General features: G+C 74.8%; 18 protein-coding genes. 11 read left to right on the top strand and 7 right to left on the bottom strand.

From position 1 onward, the window contains the following. The first annotated feature begins 14 nt into the window (after positions 1–14). Together hutH and hutU are read left to right on the top strand one after the other, a co-directional pair. Positions 15–1,649: a histidine ammonia-lyase gene (gene hutH / locus DV701_RS10365; protein ID WP_114928237.1), complete on the top strand. Its 1,635-nt coding sequence runs from the start codon at positions 15–17 to the stop codon at positions 1,647–1,649. A gap of 123 nt (positions 1,650–1,772) precedes the next feature. Beyond that, the gene (hutU, locus tag DV701_RS10360; RefSeq protein ID WP_114928236.1) at positions 1,773–3,437 is read left to right on the top strand and encodes a urocanate hydratase; all 1,665 of its coding nucleotides are present in this window, start codon (positions 1,773–1,775) and stop codon (positions 3,435–3,437) included. Positions 3,438–3,452: 15 nt separating this feature from the next. On the opposite strand, the gene DV701_RS10355 is transcribed toward hutU, so the two are convergent. Beyond that, entirely contained in the window at positions 3,453–3,824 is a 372-nt protein-coding gene (locus DV701_RS10355) for a hypothetical protein (RefSeq protein WP_114928235.1), read from the bottom strand. Then, a complete protein-coding gene (locus DV701_RS10350; RefSeq protein WP_162802959.1) occupies positions 3,821–4,447 on the bottom strand; it encodes a TetR/AcrR family transcriptional regulator in 627 nt (208 codons plus the stop codon). Before DV701_RS10350 ends, DV701_RS10355 begins: the two co-directional genes overlap by 4 nt. 108 nt (positions 4,448–4,555) lie before the next feature. Between DV701_RS10350 and DV701_RS10345 the strand changes: the two genes are divergently transcribed. The 3 genes from DV701_RS10345 to DV701_RS10335 are packed head-to-tail and all read left to right on the top strand — an operon-like array spanning position 4,556 to position 7,448. Beyond that, positions 4,556–5,194, top strand: a complete 639-nt coding sequence (locus DV701_RS10345) for a hemerythrin domain-containing protein (protein ID WP_114928233.1) — start codon at positions 4,556–4,558, stop codon at positions 5,192–5,194. A 47-nt stretch (positions 5,195–5,241) separates the two neighbouring features. Further along, positions 5,242–6,144 carry a DMT family transporter gene (locus DV701_RS10340; protein WP_114928232.1) on the top strand — a complete coding sequence of 301 codons (903 nt, stop codon included), beginning with the start codon at positions 5,242–5,244 and terminating at the stop codon, positions 6,142–6,144. A gap of 5 nt (positions 6,145–6,149) precedes the next feature. Further along, positions 6,150–7,448, top strand: a complete 1,299-nt coding sequence (locus DV701_RS10335) for an MFS transporter (protein ID WP_114928231.1) — start codon at positions 6,150–6,152, stop codon at positions 7,446–7,448. A gap of 1 nt (position 7,449) precedes the next feature. Here DV701_RS10335 and DV701_RS10330 read toward each other — a convergent pair whose 3' ends face one another. Then, a complete protein-coding gene (locus DV701_RS10330; RefSeq protein WP_114928230.1) occupies positions 7,450–7,935 on the bottom strand; it encodes an aminoacyl-tRNA deacylase in 486 nt (161 codons plus the stop codon). Positions 7,936–7,991: 56 nt separating this feature from the next. Continuing rightward, the gene (locus DV701_RS10325; protein ID WP_114928229.1) at positions 7,992–8,891 is read right to left on the bottom strand and encodes a Rieske 2Fe-2S domain-containing protein; all 900 of its coding nucleotides are present in this window, start codon (positions 8,889–8,891) and stop codon (positions 7,992–7,994) included. A 185-nt stretch (positions 8,892–9,076) separates the two neighbouring features. Here DV701_RS10325 and DV701_RS10320 point away from each other — a divergent pair, with 185 nt between their 5' ends. The 5 genes from DV701_RS10320 to hutI are packed head-to-tail and all read left to right on the top strand — an operon-like array spanning position 9,077 to position 14,443. Next, positions 9,077–10,051 carry a YihY/virulence factor BrkB family protein gene (locus DV701_RS10320; protein WP_202863499.1) on the top strand — a complete coding sequence of 325 codons (975 nt, stop codon included), beginning with the start codon at positions 9,077–9,079 and terminating at the stop codon, positions 10,049–10,051. Positions 10,052–10,061: 10 nt separating this feature from the next. Then, positions 10,062–11,327 (top strand): allantoate amidohydrolase, encoded by a 1,266-nt coding sequence (locus tag DV701_RS10315; RefSeq protein WP_267874110.1) that lies wholly within the window; start codon positions 10,062–10,064, stop codon positions 11,325–11,327. Further along, on the top strand, positions 11,324–11,812 hold the full coding sequence (locus tag DV701_RS10310) for an AAA family ATPase (RefSeq protein WP_202863498.1): 489 nt from the start codon (positions 11,324–11,326) through the stop codon (positions 11,810–11,812). Before DV701_RS10315 ends, DV701_RS10310 begins: the two co-directional genes overlap by 4 nt. Then, complete coding sequence (locus DV701_RS10305) at positions 11,809–13,236, top strand: formimidoylglutamate deiminase (protein WP_114928227.1); 1,428 nt, start codon at positions 11,809–11,811, stop codon at positions 13,234–13,236. The genes DV701_RS10310 and DV701_RS10305 overlap by 4 nt, the downstream gene beginning before the upstream one ends. Before the next feature lie 4 nt (positions 13,237–13,240). Continuing rightward, a complete protein-coding gene (gene hutI / locus DV701_RS10300) occupies positions 13,241–14,443 on the top strand; it encodes an imidazolonepropionase (RefSeq protein WP_114928226.1) in 1,203 nt (400 codons plus the stop codon). A 33-nt stretch (positions 14,444–14,476) separates the two neighbouring features. Here hutI and DV701_RS10295 read toward each other — a convergent pair whose 3' ends face one another. Together DV701_RS10295 and DV701_RS10290 are read right to left on the bottom strand one after the other, a co-directional pair. Beyond that, positions 14,477–16,066 carry an ABC transporter permease gene (locus tag DV701_RS10295; protein ID WP_114928225.1) on the bottom strand — a complete coding sequence of 530 codons (1,590 nt, stop codon included), beginning with the start codon at positions 16,064–16,066 and terminating at the stop codon, positions 14,477–14,479. Continuing rightward, positions 16,063–16,992, bottom strand: coding sequence for an ABC transporter ATP-binding protein (locus tag DV701_RS10290; RefSeq protein ID WP_114928224.1), 930 nt, complete (start codon positions 16,990–16,992; stop codon positions 16,063–16,065). The genes DV701_RS10295 and DV701_RS10290 overlap by 4 nt, the downstream gene beginning before the upstream one ends. A 103-nt stretch (positions 16,993–17,095) precedes the next feature. Here DV701_RS10290 and DV701_RS10285 point away from each other — a divergent pair, with 103 nt between their 5' ends. Continuing rightward, on the top strand, positions 17,096–17,971 hold the full coding sequence (locus DV701_RS10285) for an aldo/keto reductase (protein ID WP_114928223.1): 876 nt from the start codon (positions 17,096–17,098) through the stop codon (positions 17,969–17,971). 127 nt (positions 17,972–18,098) lie between these two features. Here DV701_RS10285 and DV701_RS10280 read toward each other — a convergent pair whose 3' ends face one another. Then, positions 18,099–19,118, bottom strand: coding sequence for an LLM class flavin-dependent oxidoreductase (locus DV701_RS10280; protein ID WP_114928222.1), 1,020 nt, complete (start codon positions 19,116–19,118; stop codon positions 18,099–18,101). Positions 19,119–19,212 lie beyond the last annotated feature (94 nt).

Genomic DNA, 19,212 nt, shown 5'->3' with positions numbered 1-19,212 from the left:
TGTGGAGTAGAGCCATGACCCGTCTTCCCGGCCCCGCCACCCCGAGCGACGTCGTGGTCGACGTCGGCCCGCTGAGCCACGAGGACGTCGTCGCCGTCGCCCGGCACGGCGCCCGCGTGCGGATCTCCGGGACGGCCCTCGCAGCGATCACGGCGACCCGCGAGATCATCGAGGGGCTGGCCGGCGACACCCGGGCGCACTACGGCATCTCGACCGGGTTCGGCGCCCTGGCCACCACGAGCATCCCCCCGGAGAAGCGGGACCAGCTGCAGCGCTCCCTCGTCCGCAGCCACGCCGCCGGCTCCGGCCCGGAGGTCGAGCGCGAGGTGGTCCGCGCGACCATGCTGCTGCGCCTGTCGACCCTGGCGACCGGACGCACCGGCGTCAGGGTCCAGACCGCGCAGGCCTACGCGGCGCTGCTCAACGCCGGCATCACCCCGGTCGTGCGCGAGCACGGCTCGCTCGGCTGCTCCGGCGACCTCGCGCCGCTCGCGCACTGCGCGCTCGCCGTCATGGGCGAGGGTATGGTGCGCGTCGGCCCCCCGGCCGGTGCGCCGCAGTGGTCGGACCAGCCGGCGCAGCCCGGCCAGGTCCCCGGCGTGGTGGGCGAGGCCACCCCGGCCGCCGAGGCGCTCGCCGCCGCCGGCCTCACCCCGGTCGTGCTGGAGGAGAAGGAGGGCCTGGCCCTCATCAACGGCACCGACGGGATGCTCGGCATGCTCGTGCTCGCCCTGCACGACCTGGACACCCTGCTCGCCACCGCCGACGTCGCGGCCGCGATGAGCGTCGAGGGCCAGCTGGGCACCGACGACGTCTTCGCCGCCGACCTGCAGGCGCTGCGCCCGCAGCTGGGCCAGGCCGTCTCCGCGCAGAACCTGCGCGCGGTCATGGCCGGCAGCCCGATCCGGGACAGCCACCGCGACCCGGAGGCCTGCACCCGCGTCCAGGACGCCTACTCCCTGCGCTGCTCCCCGCAGGTGCACGGCTCGGCCCGCGACACCTGCGACCACGCCCGGTTGGTGGCCGACCGCGAGCTGGCCTCCGCCGTCGACAACCCGGTCCTCACCCTCGACGGCCGCGTGGAGTCCAACGGCAACTTCCACGGCGCGCCGGTCGCCCACGTCCTCGACTTCCTGGCCGTCGTCACCGCCGACGTCGCGAGCATCTCCGAGCGGCGCACCGACCGCTTCCTCGACGTGGCCCGCAACCGCGGGCTGCCGCCCTTCCTCGCCGACGACCCGGGCACCGACTCGGGCCTGATGATCGCGCAGTACACCCAGGCGGCCGTCGTCTCCGAGCTCAAGCGGCTGGCCGTCCCGGCGAGCGTGGACTCCATCCCCTCCTCGGCGATGCAGGAGGACCACGTGTCGATGGGCTGGGGCGCCGCGCGCAAGCTGCGCCGCAGCGTCGAGGGGCTCGGCCGCGTCCTCGGCATCGAGGTGCTCGCCGCCGCCCGGGCGCTGGACCTCCGCGCGCCGCTGACCCCGGCACCGGCGACCGGCGCGGTGGTCGCGCTGCTCCGCGCGGCCGGGGTGGACGGCCCCGGCCCGGACCGCTGGCTCTCCCCGGAGATCGAGACGACGGTCGGCCTGGTCCTCGACGGGCGCGTCCGCGCCGCAGCCGAGGCGGAGGCCGGTCCGCTGCGCTGAGCCGACCACGCGCCGGCCCGTCTGGCATGCGAGACGCAAGAGACGGCATACCCCTGTCGCCGCCGTCCGGGAGACGATCAGATAGGGACATCCGACCGACCGCCCCCCGTCGAAGGAGACACCATGGAAGGCGCACGCCCCGTCCGCGCAGCCCGCGGCACCACCCTCACCGCGAGGTCCTGGGCCACCGAGGCTCCCCTGCGGATGCTCATGAACAACCTCGACCCCGAGGTCGCCGAGCGGCCCGACGACCTCGTCGTCTACGGCGGCACCGGGCGGGCGGCGCGCGACTGGCGCAGCTTCGAGGCCATGGTCCGCACGCTGACCGACCTGCGCGAGGACGAGACGATGCTCGTCCAGTCCGGGCGACCCGTCGGCGTCTTCCAGACCCACGAGTGGGCCCCTCGCGTGCTCATCGCCAACTCCAACCTCGTGCCCGACTGGGCCACCTGGCCGGAGTTCCGCCGCCTGGAGCACCTCGGCCTGACCATGTACGGCCAGATGACCGCCGGCTCCTGGATCTACATCGGCACCCAGGGCATCCTGCAGGGCACCTACGAGACCTTCGCGGCCGTCGCCGCCAAGAGGTATGGCGGTTCGCTCGCGGGCACCCTCACGCTCACCGGCGGCTGCGGCGGGATGGGCGGCGCCCAGCCGCTCGCCGTCACGCTCAACGGCGGCACCTGCCTCATCGTCGACGTCGACGAGGCGCGCCTGCGCCGCCGGGTGAGGAGCCGCTACCTCGACGAGGTCGCGGACGACCTGGACGCGGCGGTCGAGCGCGTGCTCAGGGCGAAGGCCGACAAGGAAGCGGTCTCCGTCGGCGTCGTCGGCAACGCCGCCGAGGTCTTCCCCGAGCTGCTGCGCCGGGGCGTGCCGATCGACGTCGTCACCGACCAGACCTCCGCGCACGACCCGCTGTCCTACCTGCCGACCGGGATCGACCTGGCCAGCTGGCACGAGTACGCGGAGAAGAAGCCCGAGGAGTTCACCGACCGCGCCGAGGAGTCGATGGCCCGGCACGTGCAGGCGATGGTGGAGTTCCAGGACGCCGGCGCCGAGGTCTTCGACTACGGCAACAGCATCCGGGACGAGGCGCGCAAGGGCGGCTACGAGCGGGCCTTCGAGTTCCCCGGCTTCGTGCCCGCCTACATCCGGCCGCTGTTCTGCGAGGGCAAGGGCCCGTTCCGCTGGGCCGCGCTCTCCGGGGAGGAGAAGGACATCTACGCCACCGACCAGGCCGTGATGGACCTCTTCCCGGACGACGAGCACCTGCACGCGTGGCTGCGCGGCGCGCGTGAGCGGGTCGCCTTCGAGGGCCTGCCGGCGCGGATCTGCTGGCTCGGCTACGGCGAGCGCGACAAGGCGGGGCTGCGCTTCAACGAGATGGTGGCCAGCGGCGAGGTCAGCGCCCCGCTGGTCATCGGTCGCGACCACCTGGACGCCGGCTCGGTCGCCAGCCCCTACCGCGAGACCGAGGACATGATCGACGGCTCCGACGCCATCGCCGACTGGCCGCTGCTCAACGCGCTGGTCAACACCGCCTCCGGCGCCTCGTGGGTGTCGCTGCACCACGGCGGCGGCGTCGGCATCGGCCGCTCGATCCACGCCGGGCAGGTGTCCGTCGCCGACGGCACCGACCTGGCCAGGCGCAAGCTCGAGCGGGTGCTGACCAACGACCCGGGCATGGGCGTGATCCGGCACGTCGACGCCGGCTACCCCGAGGCCGAGCAGGTCGCGGCCGAGCGCGGCGTGCGCGTGCCGATGCGCGAGGGCGGCGAGCGATGAGGTCCCCGGCCGTCCTCAGTCCGCGGTGGAGGTCCTGCGCCACCGGCCGAGGGTGAGGAGCACGGCCGCCAGCAGCACCAGGGCGAGGCCGACGAGCAGCCAGGGGACCGGGTCGAGCAGCTCGTGGCCGCCTCCGCCGGCGTCGGTCCGGAAGGTCACGAATCCCGGCCCTCCGCGGTTCTCCCACGCCACCCACAGCAGCGGCAGGGACGTGCCGAGCAGGTAGCCGGGCAGCCACGAACGCCAGCTCAGGACCGCGGCCACGACCGCGGCGAGCGGGAAGCCGACGAGGAGCGCGGACGGCAGCGACAGCCCGAGGAAGGTGAGGACCGCGCCGCCGACGAGCCACCACCAGAAGCCGGCCGGGCCGGTGCGCGGGGTGCTCATGACGGGCCGCCGGCGTCAGGAGCGCCCGCTGCGAGCCGGCCGACGTGCGCCAGGTCGGTGAGGACGTCCTCGGTCCCGGCGCCGTCCTCGCGCAGGTCACGCAGCAGCTCCAGCCCGAGGAAACCGGCCACCACCGCGTGGGCGAGCACCGCCGGGCGGACCGTGCCGCGCAGGGGCGGGGGTATGAAGCGCTGCGCCGCCCGGGCGACGAGGTCCTCCCAGCGGCCGATCCGCCGGGCGACCTGCGCCTTGAGGCCGGGCACGGTCGGGGCGCCGGCCACCAGCTCGACCAGGACCCGCAGGTCGCCGGAGGCGATGTCGTCCGCCGCGATCGTCCGGCCCAGCCGGGCCAGCTGCCGGGGCGTGCGCGCCGCCAGCAGCGGCTCGCGGTAGGCCGCCATCCTGCGGTCGCTCACCTCGTCGAGCACGGCCAGCAGCAGCTCGGGCACGCCCTCGAAGTGGTAGAAGAGGCTCGCCTGCGAGCAGCCGGCCCGCGCCGCGACCGAGCGGGCGCTGGTCCGCGCGAACCCGTCCTGCACCAGCGTCTCGCGCGCGGCCGAGACGAGGGCGGCCCTCGTCGCCGCGCCGGAGCGGTTCGGCCTGCGGGTCTGTGCCGTCGCCACGATGCCTCCTGGAGCTCGGTCCTCCTCCTACTATAGTGCAGAACCTGAGCAGTCGCTCAGATAGGACGTGGACCTGCGAGGACCGCCGGGAGGGGCGAGGATCGGGGCATGGACATCACCGAGGTCATCCTTCACCAGCACGCGGAGCAGCGCCGGATGTTCGGCATGCTCCAGGAGTTCCCCCGGGACGACACCGAGGGCCTGGCCGCCGTCTGGGAGCGGCTGCAGATCCTCCTGGAGACCCACGCCGAGGCCGAGGAGCGCTACTTCTACCCCGAGCTGCTCCGGCTCGGCACCGGCGCCGGGGACGCCGCCTCCGCCGAGGAGGAGGTGCAGGACGCGGTCAAGGACCACAACGACATCCGCGAGGCGATCCGTCAGGTCACCGACGCCGAGCCGGGCTCGGACGCGTGGTGGACCGCGGTCACCGACTGCGACCTGCACAACAGCGAGCACATGGCCGAGGAGGAGCGCCAGGACCTCGCCGACTTCCGCCAGCGCACCAGCCTGCAGCTGCGTCACGAGATCGCCGTCGCCTTCCTGCGCTACGAGTCCCTCAAGGCCGCGACCGGCATCGCGCCGAAGGACAAGGATCCGCAGGGCTACGTCGCCAGGCATGCGGACGAGGGCCCCGGCCCGCTGGCGGAGCGGGCCGCGCAGCAGGCCGAGAGGGCCGAGGGGACCGGGCCGGCCCGGTCGGACAGCTCGAAGAAGGCCTCGAAGGAGGCGGTCGAGGAGGGCAGCTGACCCGAGCCTGGGGACGTGCGGCGACGGGACCGCATACCCTCCCTCGTGTGCCGCCCCTCCTCCTGCTCGCGCTCGCGACGCTGTTCTGGGCGGGCAACTTCACGGTGGGCGAGCTGGCGGTGCGTTCGGTCGACCCGCTGTCGCTGACCTGGCTGCGCTGGACGCTGGCCGCGCTGCCGCTGCTGCTCGTCGCGCACGTCGTGGAGCGTCCGGACTGGCGGGCGGTGGCGCGGCGGTGGAAGCCCCTGCTCGCGCTGGGGGTGCTCGGGATGAGCGGCTACCCGATGCTGCTGTACGCGTCGCTGGAGCGCACCTCGGCGGTCAGCGCCTCGGTCATCAACGCGATCAACCCCGCCGTCATGGTGGTCATGGCCGTGCTGGCCGGACTGGCGCGGGCCGGGTGGCGGACCTGGGCCGGCGTCGGCCTCGGGCTGGTCGGCGTGCTGCTCGTCCTCTCCCGGGGCGAGGTGTCGGCACTGCTCGCGCTGCGCCTCAACGGCGGTGACCTGATCATGCTCGTCGCGGTCGTGGTCTGGTCGGCCTACACCCTCGGCAGCCAGCGCCTGGGGCTGCCGGCGCTCAGCGCGACCGCCCTGCAGGTGGTGGTCGCCGCCGTCGTGCTCACCCCCTTCGCGCTCGCGTCCGGCGTGCAGGCGCCTCCGGACGCGCCGACCTGGTGGGCGGTGGCCTACATCGTCCTCTTCCCCTCCATCGGGGCCTACCTGTGCTGGAACCACGCCCTGCCCAGGGTGTCCCCGGGCACGGCCGGCACCTCGATGAACCTGGTCACCGTCTTCGTCATGGTCCTGGCCGCCCTCCTGGGCCGGCCCCCGTCGCCGGTCCAGGTGCTCGGGGCCGCGCTGGTCGTCGGGGGTGTGCTGCTGGCCACGCCGCGGCGGCCGCGCGGGGGCCGACGTGCACGGCATGCCCCTCCCGGTGTGGCAGCGTAAGGACCGTGCCAGCCTCCTTCCGCCTCTACCAGCGCCTGGTGCACGCCGACCGGTCCGACCAGGAGGCCGACGAGCAGCAGCTGGTCGGCCGCAACGGGCTGCGCTACCTCCTCGCCCACGTCCTGCAGGCGACCGGCGACCAGGTCGTCAACGCCAAGACCGTGCTGCCGTGGGCCCTCACGGCGGTCGGCGCGCCGGCGGCCGCGCTGGCCCTGCTGGTTCCCGTGCGCGAGTCCGGCTCGATGCTGCCGCAGGCGGCGTTCTCCCCGGTGCTGCAGCGCTCGCGCGTCCGGAGCAGGTTCTGGCTCTGGGGCTCGGCCGGGCAGGCAGCGGCGAGCGCAGGTATGGCGTTCGCCGTCGCCACGCTCTCCGGCTGGGCCGCGGGCCTGGCCGTGGTGGTGCTGCTGGGGGTCTTCGCGCTGGCCCGCTCGCTCAACTCGCTCGCCGGCAAGGACGTGCTCGGTCGCATCGTCCCCAAGGGCGAACGCGGCCAGATCAGCGGGATCTCGACCATGCTCTCCGGGGCGGTGGCGATCACGCTGGGTCTGGCCATCCGCATCTTCGGCGGCGAGGACGTCTCGGCGCAGGTGATCGCCTGGCTGCTCGGCGCGGCGGCGCTGGCCTGGATGGTGGCCGTCCTGATCTTCAGCGGCATCCGCGAGCCGGAGGCCGAGTTCGTGGACGACGGGGCGGGCGGCTGGCTCCGAAGCTCCTGGGAGCTGCTGCGCGACGACGCGCCGTTCCGGCGCTTCGTGCTGGCCCGCGGGCTGCTCCTGGTCTCCGCGCTCTCGCCCCCGTTCGTCGTCGTGCTGGCCGCCCAGGAGGGAGGCAACAGCCTGCAGGGGCTGGGACCGTTCGTCATCGCCCAGGGGCTGGCGGCGCTGGTCGGCGGCCGGTTGTTCGGACGCCTGGCCGACCGGTCCTCCCAGCGGCTGATGACGTGGGCCGCGGCGGCCGCGAGCACGACCGTCGTCCTCTTCCTCGCCCTGCACCTGCTGCCGGCGACGAACGGGCGCTGGTGGCTCTACCCGGCGGCCTTCCTCCTGCTCTCGCTGGCGCACACCGCGGTGCGGGTGGGCCGCAAGACCTACGTGGTGGACATGGCCGGCGAGGAGCTGCGGACGAGCTACATCGCCGTGTCCAACACCGCCATGGGGGTGCTGCTGCTCGTCGTCGGCGCCGTCTCCGCAGGGCTCGCGGTGCTCGGCGCCGTGGTGGCGCTGGCCTTCCTGGCGGCGCTCGGCCTGGTCGGTGTCGTCGTGTCGCGGACGCTGCCCGAGGTCAGCAAGGGCACGACGGCCTGAGCTAGCGCTTCTGCCCGGCGGGCTCGGTGACGTCGGCGACCGTCGCGCCCCAGTAGGCGAGCACGGCCTCGGCGTTGACCGTGACGGCGACGCCGTGGGCGCCGCCGCCCACCGAGACGGTCCGGGCCGGATCGCCGCGCAGCGAGGCGTCGGCCACGACGGGCCAGGCCGTGGTGGACCCGAACGGCGTGATCGTCCCGCGCTCGTAGCCGGTCACCTCCTTGGCCACCCCGGCGTCCGGCATCGACAGCCGGCTGACCCCGAGCAGCGCCCGCAGCCTGGGCCAGGCGATCTCGCGGTCGCCGGGCACCAGCACGAACAGGAAGTCGCCCTCGCCCCGTCGCACCACGAGCGTCTTGACGACGTCGCGCGGCTCCACGCCGCGGGCCGCGGCCGCCTCCGCCAGGCTGGCGACCCGGCCGTGCCGGGTCACCGTGTGCTCCAGGCCGCTCTCCGCGACCGCCGCCAGCGCGCGCTCCTCGCTCATGGCTCCGACGGTATGCCGTCGCTGCGCGGCGCGCCCCGGATCGGACCCCGCGTGGCTCAGGAGACCGGATTCGTCCTCAGCGAGGGGAGCTCCCCGGCCTGGCGGACCTCGAGCCGGCCGTTGTGCACGCGCACCTCGAAGCGGGGCTGCGGCCGGGTGGCCGGGCCGTGCATGACGGCGCCGTCGGCCAGACGGAACCGGCTGCCGTGCCAGGGGCAGGTGACGCACCCGTCGTCGAGGGTGCCCTCGTGCAAGGGCGCGCCGCGGTGGGTGCACCGGTCGGCCAACGCCACGATCGTCGACCCGTCGCGCACGAGCATGACCGGGATGCCGTGCGCGCGCACCAGGATGGGCATGTCCTCGCGCACCAGGTCCTCGGTGCCCACGTCCGTCCACTCCTGGACGGCGGACTGGAAGACGGTGGTGTCCACGCCCACCCCGCGGGCATAGGCCAGGTGGCCGCCCAACCACCCGCCCGCCGCGGCCAGCGCCATACCGGTCGAGCTCAGCGCGACCCCGACGCCGTGGTGCCCCCGGCCCCGGACCCACCAGCTGGCGGTGAACAGGCCGAGGCCACCGACGTTGAGCAACGCGTGCACCAGCCCCACCCGCTGCTCCGGACCCCGGGTGTCCATCCAGTCGTTGACGCCGGCCAGCGCCGCCGGCACCGCGGCCAGGCTGCCCACGCCGAGCAGGCGGCGGGCCGCCGCGCGACCTTCCCGGCCGCCGAGGACGTCCAGCGTGGTCGCCGACAGCCAGGAACCCAGCGGCACCATGACCAGCGCAGGATGGAGCGGGTGCCCGGCGGGCGTGCCGCTGAGCAGGTCGTTGACCGGTCCGCGCGGGATCACCGTGGAGGCTGCCGTGGCCAACGGCCCGGCCACGGCGTCCAGGGTCTGTGCTTCCTCGACGGCACCGGTCAGCCGGGCCGCTGCTCGGGACAGGAAAGTCAGCATGGGGACGATCTCCTTCGACGTCGAAGGGCGGGTCCGACGACGATGCGTCATCCGCCCTGACACCACTATGCGGGACACCGCCGCCGCCGTCGTCCCGAAGCGTGGCGAGCCCGGGCCGGGCAGCTGTCCGGGGGCGCTCCAGGTGTGCGGGTGCGGCTGCCGGGCGACACTGAGACATGGTGCGCATGGCGGAGCACGACCCACCGTCCGAGCCGTACGGCGCCGACTCGGTCGAGCCGGGCCAGATCCCGCTGCGCGGCTGGCTGGTGATCCTGCGCCGCGTGGCCCGCCGGGTGGTGGCCGACAAGCTCTCGTTGTACAGCGCGGGTGTGGCCTTCTTCGCGGTGCTCTCCGTCGCGCCCGTCCTGCTCACCGCCCTGTCCGTGTACGGCGCCATCAACACCCCGGCCCAGGCCCTCGATCATCTCTCCGGCGTGGCGAGCCTCATGCCGCCGGCGCTGGGCGACCTGGTCGCCGACCAGCTCGTGTCGATCACCGCAGCCTCCTCCCAGCTGCTCACGGTCCGCGGTCTGCTCGCCCTGGCCGTCGCGCTCGGCACCGCCATGACGGCCACGACGTTCCTGATCGACGCGCTGACCGTGGCCTACCGGGAGCAGGAGACCCGAGGCATGCTGCACCGCAGCGTCCTGGCGCTGTCCTTCGTCCTGGGCGGCGCGGTGGTCCTGGGGGCCGTCATCACCCTCAGCACCCTGCTGTCCCGCCTGCTGTCCGACGCCCCGACCTGGGTGCGGGTGCCCGTTCTGCTGGTGGTCTGGATCGGGTTCGCCGCGCTGGTCGCGCTCGGTGTCGCGGTCCTCTACCGGTTCGCGCCGGACCGCCAGGGCCGGGCCCGCTGGCGGTGGATCGGTGGCGGTGCCACGGCGACGACGGCCCTGTGGCTGGCCGCCTCGGCCGGACTCTTCCTGTACGTGGCCAACCTCGGGACCTACGAACGCACCTACGGCTCCCTGGCCGGTGTGGCGATCAGCATGTTCTGGCTCTGGCTCACCATCCTGCTGCTGGTCCTGGGCGCCGTGTTCAACGCCGAGACCGAGCGGCAGACGGCCCGCGACTCCACCGTCGGCACCGAGCGCGCACCCGGGCAGCGCGGTGCCGTCGTGGCCGACGACGTCCCCCCGTACTCGCAGGATCCACCCTAGAGTCGGTGCCGTGAGCACCGCAGCCGGGAGCACGAGCACCGCCGCCTTCGACAGGATGTGGTCCGACCTCGAGCCGGTCGGACGCGTCGCCGGCGGCGGCTACCGGCGCTTCGCCTGGACGGCGCAGGACCACGCGCTGCGTGAGTGGTTCGCCCAGGAAGCCGGTCGTCGGGGGCTGGACCTGGTGCAGGACCGCGTCGGCAACCAGTGGGCCTGGTGGTGGGAGGGCCCCGGCACCGTGGACGACGCGGCGCGGGCGGGGCGCAGGGGCGTCGTCGTCGGCTCGCACCTGGACTCGGTGCCGGACGGCGGCGCCTTCGACGGGCCGCTCGGGGTCGTCTCCTCCCTGGCCGTGGTCGACCGGCTGCGCGAGCTCGGGGTCCGCCCGGCCGTGCCGCTCGCGGTCACCCACTTCGTCGACGAGGAGGGCGCCCGCTTCGGCATCGCCTGCGCCGGCTCCCGGGTGCTGACCGGCCAGCTCGACCGCGACCGGGCGCTGGGGGTGACCGACGCCGACGGGATCACGATGGGCGAGGCGCTGCGGTCGGCCGGGCAGGACGTCGGGGCCTACGGGCCCGACCCGGAGGCGCTCGCCCGGGTCGGGGCCTTCGTCGAGCTGCACGTCGAGCAGGGACGCGCGCTGGTCGACCTCGACGCACCCGTCGCCGTCGCCTCCGACATCTGGCCGCACGGTCGCTGGCGCTTCGACTTCCCCGGCGAGGCCAACCACGCCGGGACCACCCGCCTGGTGGACCGCCGCGACGCGATGCTCGGCTACGCCGACCTGGTCCTCGGCGCGCGGCACACCGCCACCCGGCGCGGGTGCGTGGCCACCGTGGGCAAGGTGCGCGTGGAGCCCGGCGGCGTGAACGCCATACCCTCCCGCGTCACCGGCTGGCTCGACGCGAGAGGCGCCGAGGAGGACCAGGTGGTCGCGATGGTCGAGGAGCTGACCGCCCGCGGCCAGGAGCACGGGGCCACGGTCACCAGGGAGAGCTGGACGCCGACGACCCGGTTCGACCCCGGGCTGAGCGAGCGGCTGCGGCGCGTCCTCGAGCGCGAGGACGAGGTCTCGGTGCCGGTGCTGGGGACGGGCGCCGGCCACGACGCGGGCATCCTGGCGACCGCGGGGGTGCCGAGCGCGATGCTCTTCGTGCGCAACCCGACGGGCGTCTCGCACAGCCCGGCGGAGCACGCCGAGCGCGAGGACTGCCACGCCGGGGTCGAGGCCCTCGCGGCGTGCGTGGCGGACCTCGTCGCCGGGGAGCGGCCATGACGCGCATCCTGCTCACCGGCATGTCGGGGGTCGGCAAGACGACCGTGCTGGCCGGGCTGCGCGAGCGGGGCTGGCGCACCGTGGACGCCGACGAGGACGGGCTCGTCGACGAGCACCCGGACCGCACCGACCTGCGCCTGCCCGAGCTGGTCGCGATCCTGACCCAGCCGCGCCACGACCGTCCGCTCGCGGTCGCCGCGACCGGTGAGGGGCAGGGCCGGCTCTACCCGCTCGTCGACCACGTCGTCGCCCTCGTCGCCCCGTGGCCGGTCCTGCGGGAGCGCCTCGCCACCCGCACGACCAACCACTTCGGCAAGGATCCCTGCGAGCGGGAGCGCGTCCGGGCCGACCTGGAGTCCTACGAGCCGCTCCTGCGCAGCAGCGCCGACGTGGTCCTCGACACCTCGACGCACTGCCTGGACGCGGTGCTGGACCGGCTCGACTCCCTCATCCCCGCACCCTCGGGCACCGGAGGCCGCCGATGAGCACGACCTACCACGCGCGCTACGCCCACCTGCCCGACGGCCTCGCCCGCGACGTGCGGATCACCGTCGACCACGGGCGCATCACCGACGTCACCACCGGGCTGGAGCTCCAGCGCGGCGACCACGCCCTGCCCGGCGTCGTGCTGCCCGGCCTGGCCAACGCCCACAGCCACGCGTTCCACCGCGCGCTGCGGGGGCGCACGCACGCCGACGGCGGCACCTTCTGGACCTGGCGGGAGGCCATGTATGCCGTCTCCGCCCGCCTCGACCCGATCAGCTACCTCACGCTGGCGCGGGCCGCCTACGCCGAGATGGCGCTCGCCGGCGTGACGGCCGTGGGGGAGTTCCACTACCTGCACCACGGGCCGGGCGGCGCCCGCTACGTGGACCCCAACACGATGGGCCACGCGCTCGTCCAGGCCGCCGCCGACGCGGGGATCCGGCTGACCCTGCTCGACACCTGCTACCTCGCCGGCGGCCTGGGTGCGGACGGGTACGCCGACCTCGAGGGCCCGCAGCTGCGCTTCGGCGACGGCGACGCGCAGACCTGGGCGCTGCGCGTCGACGACCTGCAGGACCACCTCACCGGCGGACCTGCGCACCTGCGGGTCGGCGGAGCGATCCACTCGGTGCGTGCGGTCCCGCGCGACCAGCTCGGCGTCGTGGCCGACGCCGTGCGGGCGCGGCCGCGCCCGCAGACCCGGTTCGGCGCGGGCGACGTCCACACCGGGCCGGTCCCGCTCGTCCCGCCGCACGGGGTGAACCGTTCCGGCACCCCGCTGCACGTGCACCTGTCCGAGCAGCCGGCCGAGAACGAGGCCGCCCTGGCCGCGCACGGACTCACCCCGACCGGGCTGCTCGAGGCCGAGGGCGTGCTCGGGCCGGACCTGACCGCCGTGCACGCCACCCACCTGACCGGCGAGGACGTCGCGCTGCTCGGCGGCCACCGCTCGTGGGCGTGCTTCTGCCCGACCACCGAGCGGGACCTGGCCGACGGCATCGGTCCTGCGGTGGCGCTGCGCGACGCGGGTGCGCGCCTCTCGCTCGGCTCGGACCAGCACGCCGTCGTCGACCTCATCGAGGAGGCCCGGGCGCTGGAGATGCACGAGCGCCTCGCCAGCCTGGAGCGCGGCCGGCTCGCGCCGAGCGAGCTGCTCGACGCGGCCACCGCCCACGAGAGCATCGGCTGGCCCGACGCCGGGCGGATCGAGGTCGGCGCCCGCGCCGACCTGGTCGCGGTCCGCGACGACAGCGTGCGCACCGCCGGCGCCGACCCGGCCCAGCTGCTGCTCGCCGCCTCCGCGGCCGACGTCGACACCGTCGTCGTGGACGGCAGGGTCGTCGTCGAGGCCGGCCGGCACCGCCTCGGCGACGTCGGTCGGCTGCTGCACGAGGCGATCACCCCCCTGTGGAAGGACACCTGAAGACATGAGCATGCTCATCACCGGCATCGCCGAGCTCGTCACCTGCGACGACACCCTCGAGGGGGCCCTCGACGAACCGCTGCACGCGGGCCTCGGCGTGCTGCGCGACGCGGCCGTCGTCATCGGGGGCGGCGGCGAGGACAACGCCCCCACCGTCCAGTGGCTCGGACCCGCGTCGCAGGCTCCGCAGGCCGACTGGGCGGTCGACCTGGAGGGCCGCTCGGTCATCCCCGGGCTCGTCGACTCCCACAGCCACCTGGTGTTCGCCGGGGACCGCTCGGCCGAGTTCGCGGCGCGGATGTCCGGCACGCCCTACGACGGCGGCGGGATCGCGGTGACCGTCGAGGCGACGCGGGCGGCCAGCGACGCCGACCTGCGCGCCCTCCTCCAGCAGCGCGTGCAGGAGATGCGCACCCAGGGCACCACGACCGTGGAGATCAAGAGCGGCTACGGGCTCACCGTGGAGGACGAGGTGCGGGCGCTCCGGCTGGCGCGGGAGGTCACCTCCGAGGTCACCTACCTGGGTGCCCACGTCGTCCCCCCGGAGCGGCGCGACGGCGGCGGGCGCGCGGCCTACGTCGACCTGGTGTGCGGCGAGATGCTGGAGGCGTGCGCGCCGCACGCGCGCTGGATCGACGTCTTCTGCGAGCCGGCCAGCCCGCACGCGTTCGACGCTGAGGAGTCGCGGCGGATCCTCGAGGCGGGGCGCGACGCCGGCCTGGAGCTGCGCGTGCACGGCAACCAGCTCAGCGAGGGGCCCGGCGTGCAGCTGGCCGTCGAGCTGGACGCGGCCAGCGTGGACCACTGCACGTTCCTGTCCGACGCGGACGTCGAGGCGCTCTCCGGCAGCCGGACCGTGGCGACGCTGCTGCCGGGGGTGGAGTTCTCCACCCGGCAGCCCTACCCGGACGCCCGCAGGCTGATCGACGCCGGCGTGCAGGTCGCGATCGCCACCGACTGCAACCCGGGCACCTGCTACTCCTCCTCGATGCCGCTGATGATCGCGCTGGCGGTGCGGGAGACGGGCATGACGCCGGCGGAGGCGCTGCGGGCGGCGACGGTCGGCGCGGCGGCCTCGCTGCGACGCACCGACGTCGGGCGGATCGCGGTGGGGCTGCGGGCCGACTTCGCGCTCGTGGACGCGCCGAGCTGGCTGCACATCCCCTACCGGGTGGGCGTGCCGGTGGTGCGGGCCCTGGAGCTCTGAGGAGGAGCCGCGCGCCCCGCCGCCGCACCCGCCTCAGAGGATGTCGCGGCGGCGGAAGCCGACGAAGGCGACGACCAGGAAGAGCGCGAGGGGCAGGGTCAGCCAGGCCAGCCCGGACCACGCCGGGTCGGCCGCGGACACGACCGGGACGTGGCGCAGAGGACTGATGGACAGCGCCCACCCGGGCAGCCGGAAGGTCGGCCCGAGCAGGGTGAGGCCGAAGGTCGCCAGCACGCCGAGCCACCCCACGACCCGCCGGGAGGGCACCGCGCCGACGGCCGCGGTGGCGAGCGCGACGAGCACCCAGACGGCCACCACGGTGACGAGGGCCTGGGACACCACGTCGGTGGGGGACACGGCGGCGTCCTGGCGGTGGGCCATGTACCCCAGGCCGAGCCCGGAGAGCAGCATCGCGCCCGCGGTGGCGACCAGCGCCAGCGCGAGGTTGGTGGCCAGGTAGGCCGGTCGCCGGACGGCCGCGGCCAGGAGGGGCTCGACGCGGTGGTCGACCTCCTCGGCGTGGATGCGCATGATGATCTGGACGCCGAGGACCGCCGCGACGATGCCGATGATCTGCAGCACGGTCGCGACGAACGCGGCGGAGAGGTCGTCGGTCGAGACCCCGCCGGCGGCGAGGATCGCTGCCATGGCGGGGTTCTGCGCCACGAGGTCGCCGACCGAGGTGACCAGGGTGCCGAAGAGCAGGCCCAGCCCGACGAACGCCAGCGCCCACCCGACCAGGGATCCCCGGTGCAGCGCCAGGGTGAGCCCGGGCAGGCTCGCTCCCCGGCCGCCGTCGGCGGGGCCGGGCCGCTGCGGCACCATCCCGAGCCCGAAGTCGCGCCGCTGCTGCAGGGCGAAGGCCACCGCCGTGAGCAGCACCGCGCACCCCAGCGCCACCAGGAGCGGCCACCACGTGGGGCTCCCGCCCGGGTCGGCCCGCGCGAACCAGCCGAACGGCGTCAGCCAGCCGGTCCACGCCGCCGCCGCGGAGGAGTCGAGGTAGCCGCGCAGCGCGTAGAGCACCCCGAGGGTGCCGATGGCCGTCGCGGTCGCCGCCCGCGCGTCGGAGGCCAGCTGGTTGGTCACGGCTGCCACCCCCGCGAAGACCAGCCCCGAGGCGGTGAACGTCGCGGCGAGGGTCGCGCTGGCCAGGACGCCCCCGCCGCTGGCCCAGGTGAGCAGGAAGCAGACGACGCCGAGGGCCGCCGCGGCCAGGGAGGCCACGAGGACGGCGACGAACAGCCGCGTCTGGCGCCCGACGACGGCGGAGGCGAGCAGCTCGGCCTGGCCGGAGTCCTCCTGGGCCCGGCCGTTGCGGGCCACGATCAGGATCGTCATGAGCCCGGCGAAGAACGCGCCGAGCATCCCGGCCCGCCAGGCGTTGAAGCCGTCCGCGCTGGTCAGGTCGCCGGCCGGGCCGAAGATCAGGGAGAGCGCGGGGTTGAGGCCCAGGCTGGTGGCCAGCGCGGTGCGCTCGGCCTCGCTGGTGAAGATCCAGCGGTAGATGAGGACCGAGGAGGCCGACAGCAGCGAGATGAGCAGCACCCACGGAGCGATGTTGCGCCCGTCCTGGTGCAGCGTGGCCCGGGCCAGGACCGGCGTGCCGGTGACGGCGCTCATGCCCGCCCGCCCCGGGCGTCGGCGCCCTCCTGCCCGTACTCGCGCAGGAAGAGGTCCTGCAACGAGGCCGGCGTGACGGTGAGCCGGCTCAGTCCCAGCGGCGCCAGCGCGGCCATGGCGGCCTCGACGCGGTCCGGCCGGACGGTCGCCGTGAGCCGTCCGCGGTCGTCGAGGTGGTGCTCCTCCAGCGTGGCCAGGGCCGCGGCGTGCGGGGAGCGCGCCAGGGTGGCGGTGATCGAGACGTGGGTGCGGGAGCGCAGCTCCTCCAGGGTGCCGGTCTGCACGATCCGGCCGGCGCGGATCAGGCTGACGCGGTCGGCCAGGGCCTCGACCTCGGAGAGGATGTGGCTGGAGAGCAGGACGGTGCGGCCCTGCTCCTTGACCGCCTCGATCTCGTCCTGGAAGACCGCCTCCATCAGCGGGTCGAGCCCGGAGGTCGGCTCGTCGAGGATGAGCAGCTCGACGTCGCAGGCCAGGGCCGCGACGATGGCGACCTTCTGCCGGTTGCCCTTGGAGTACTGACGCCCCCGCTTGGTCGGGTCCAGCTCGAAGCGCTCGATCAGCTCCGACCGGCGCCTCCGGTCCAGGCCGCCGCGCAGGTTGCCGAGCAGGTCGATCGCCTGGCCGCCGGACATGCCCGGCCAGAGCACCACGTCCCCGGGCACGTAGGCCAGCCGCCGGTGCAGCTCCACGACGTCCCGCCACGGGTCGCCGCCGAGGAGCTCCGCGCGCCCGCCGTCCGGCCGCAGCAGCCCGAGCAGGACCCGGATCGCGGTGGACTTGCCGGCCCCGTTCGGCCCCAGGAACCCGTGCACCTCGCCGGTCCCGACGCGGAGGTCGACGCCGTCCAGCGCGGTGAAAGCCCCGAACCGCTTGACCAGCCCCTCGGTGAGGATGGCGGCCTGCGCCGCAGTCGTCGACGTCATCGCCGGTCCTTCCCGTCGTCCACGCTCGTGTCACTCTACGAGCGTGCGGGACGCCGTGGGGGAGTCCGCCCGGGGCGCGGGCGCGCGGCATACCCTGAGTGCTATGCAGACGCGCACCCTCGGGCCGTTCTCCGTCTCCGCGATCGGGCTCGGGGGTATGCCGCTCTCCCTCGCCTACGGCTCGGTCCCAGACCGCGACCGGTCGCTGTCGACGGTGCACGCCGCGCTGGAGGCGGGGATCACGCTGATCGACACCGCCGACGTCTATGCGCCGACGTGGGACTCGATGGGGCACAACGAGGAGCTGGTGGCCGAGGCGCTGCGGACCTACCACGGCAGCACCGACCGGGTCGTGGTCGCCACCAAGGGCGGCATCACCCGCGGGCCGGGAGAGACGTGGGACCGGGACGGGTCGGCGGACTACCTGCGCAGCCGGGTCGAGGCCTCGCTGCGCGCGCTGGACCGCGACGTGCTCGACCTCTACCAGTGGCACCGGCCGGACCTGAGGCGCGCGTTCGCCGACGTCGTGGAGGACCTGGGGCGCTTCCGGGACGAGGGGCTGGTGCGTGCGGTCGGGCTGTCCAACGTCAACACCGAGCAGATCGCGCTGGCGACGGACATCCTCGGCCCCGGCGGCCTGGCCAGCGTGCAGAACCAGTTCTCGCCCCGCTTCCGCAGCAGCCGGGACGAGCTGGAGCTGTGCGGGCGGCTGGGCGTGGCCTTCCTGCCCTACAGCCCGCTCGGCGGGGAGGGCCGGGTCGGGCTGGTGGCCAGCAGCTTCCCCGTCTTCGCCCAGATCGGCGCCGAGCGGGACGTGAGCCCGCAGCAGGTGGTGCTGGCCTGGGAGCTGGCGCTCGGGGAGCACGTCGTCCCGATCCCCGGCTCCACGCGGCCGGAGTCGATCAGCGACTCCGCCCTGGCGGCCGACCTGCGCCTCACCGACGAGGAGGTCGGGCGGATCGAGGCGCAGTTCACCTGAAGGTGTCCGGCGCCCCGACCGAACCCGTGCACTCGCCCCGGTCCGGTCGGTGCCGGTCGCCCAGGGCCGACCGAACCGGGGCACTCGCCCCGGTCGAGCCGGTCGCCGGCCCAGACGCCGGGCGCGCTCAGCGCCAGCCGAGCGCCGGCGCCACGTCCTGCACCACCGAGCGGAGCACGTGCGCGTTGTAGTCGACGCCGAGCTGGTTCGGCACGGTCAGCAGCAGCGTGTCCGCCTCCGCGACCGCCTCGTCCTGCTGGAGCTGGCGGACCAGCTCGTCGGGCTCGGCGGCGTAGGTCTTGCCGAAGATCGCCCGGCCCCCCTCCAGCATCCCGACCTGGTCGCTGCTGCGCTGCTCGAGCCCGAAGTAGCGGTGGTCCTGCGCCGAGACCAGCGGGAAGATGCTGCGGCTCACCGACGTGCGCGGCTCGAAGCCGTGCCCGGCCTCCTGCCACGCCGCGCGGAAGCGGCGGATCTGCTCGGCCTGCAGCACGTGGAAGGGCACGCCCGCGTCCTCGGTGAGCAGCGTCGAGCTCATCAGGTTCATCCCCTGCCCGGCCGCCCACTCGGCGGTCGCGCGCGAGCCGGCGCCCCACCAGATCCGCTCGCGCAGCCCCTCGGAGTGCGGCTCCACCCGCAGCAGCCCGGGCGGGTTGGGGAACATCGGCCGCGGGCTGGGGCGGGCGAACCCCTCGCCGGAGAGCACCTCCAGGAACCGGGCGGTATGCCGCCGCGCCATGTCCGCGTCGCTCTCGCCCTCGCGGGGGTGGTGGTCGAAGTACCGGTAGCCCTCGACGACCTGCTCGGGGCTGCCGCGGCTGATCCCCAGCTGCAGGCGGCCGCCGGAGATGAGGTCGGCGGCGCCGGCGTCCTCGGCCATGTAGAGCGGGTTCTCGTAGCGCATGTCGATCACGCCCGTGCCGATCTCGATCCGGCTGGTCCGCGCGCCGACGGCCGCCAGCAGCGGGAAGGGCGAGGCCAGCTGCTGGGCGAAGTGGTGGACGCGGAAGTACGCCCCGTCCGCACCGACCTCCTCCGCGGCGACCGCCAGGTCGATCGACTGGAGCAGCGTGTCGGAGGCCGACCGCGTCGCGGACTGCGGGTGCGGCGTCCAGTGGCCGAAGGAGAGAAAGCCGATGCGCTTCATACCCCGTGCAAGCGCGCCCGGGAGCGCGCGCATTCCGCGGGCCCGACGCGTCCTGCCCCCGGTCCTCACGTCATACCCCGGTCGCACCCCGGAC

Origin of the sequence: Ornithinimicrobium avium (assembly GCF_003351765.1) — a bacterium.
Taxonomy (GTDB): Bacteria; Actinomycetota; Actinomycetes; order Actinomycetales; family Dermatophilaceae; genus Ornithinicoccus; species Ornithinicoccus avius.
Note: the sequence above shows the minus strand (reverse complement) of the source record. Positions and strands in the feature narration are given on the sequence as shown.

Excerpts from the sequence above, each read along its gene's own strand:
- hutI (WP_114928226.1), top strand. The coding sequence starts at position 13,241 with ATGAGCATGCTCATCACCGGCATCGCCGAGCTCGTCACCTGCGACGAC.
- DV701_RS10310 (WP_202863498.1), top strand. The coding sequence starts at position 11,324 with ATGACGCGCATCCTGCTCACCGGCATGTCGGGGGTCGGCAAGACGACC.
- DV701_RS10295 (WP_114928225.1), bottom strand. The coding sequence starts at position 16,066 with ATGAGCGCCGTCACCGGCACGCCGGTCCTGGCCCGGGCCACGCTGCAC.
- DV701_RS10355 (WP_114928235.1), bottom strand. The coding sequence starts at position 3,824 with ATGAGCACCCCGCGCACCGGCCCGGCCGGCTTCTGGTGGTGGCTCGTC.
- DV701_RS10290 (WP_114928224.1), bottom strand. The coding sequence starts at position 16,992 with ATGACGTCGACGACTGCGGCGCAGGCCGCCATCCTCACCGAGGGGCTG.
- DV701_RS10345 (WP_114928233.1), top strand. The coding sequence starts at position 4,556 with ATGGACATCACCGAGGTCATCCTTCACCAGCACGCGGAGCAGCGCCGG.
- DV701_RS10285 (WP_114928223.1), top strand. The coding sequence starts at position 17,096 with ATGCAGACGCGCACCCTCGGGCCGTTCTCCGTCTCCGCGATCGGGCTC.
- DV701_RS10325 (WP_114928229.1), bottom strand. The coding sequence starts at position 8,891 with ATGCTGACTTTCCTGTCCCGAGCAGCGGCCCGGCTGACCGGTGCCGTC.
- DV701_RS10305 (WP_114928227.1), top strand. The coding sequence starts at position 11,809 with ATGAGCACGACCTACCACGCGCGCTACGCCCACCTGCCCGACGGCCTC.
- DV701_RS10330 (WP_114928230.1), bottom strand. The coding sequence starts at position 7,935 with ATGAGCGAGGAGCGCGCGCTGGCGGCGGTCGCGGAGAGCGGCCTGGAG.
- DV701_RS10320 (WP_202863499.1), top strand. The coding sequence starts at position 9,077 with ATGGCGGAGCACGACCCACCGTCCGAGCCGTACGGCGCCGACTCGGTC.
- hutU (WP_114928236.1), top strand. The coding sequence starts at position 1,773 with ATGGAAGGCGCACGCCCCGTCCGCGCAGCCCGCGGCACCACCCTCACC.
- DV701_RS10280 (WP_114928222.1), bottom strand. The coding sequence starts at position 19,118 with ATGAAGCGCATCGGCTTTCTCTCCTTCGGCCACTGGACGCCGCACCCG.
- hutH (WP_114928237.1), top strand. The coding sequence starts at position 15 with ATGACCCGTCTTCCCGGCCCCGCCACCCCGAGCGACGTCGTGGTCGAC.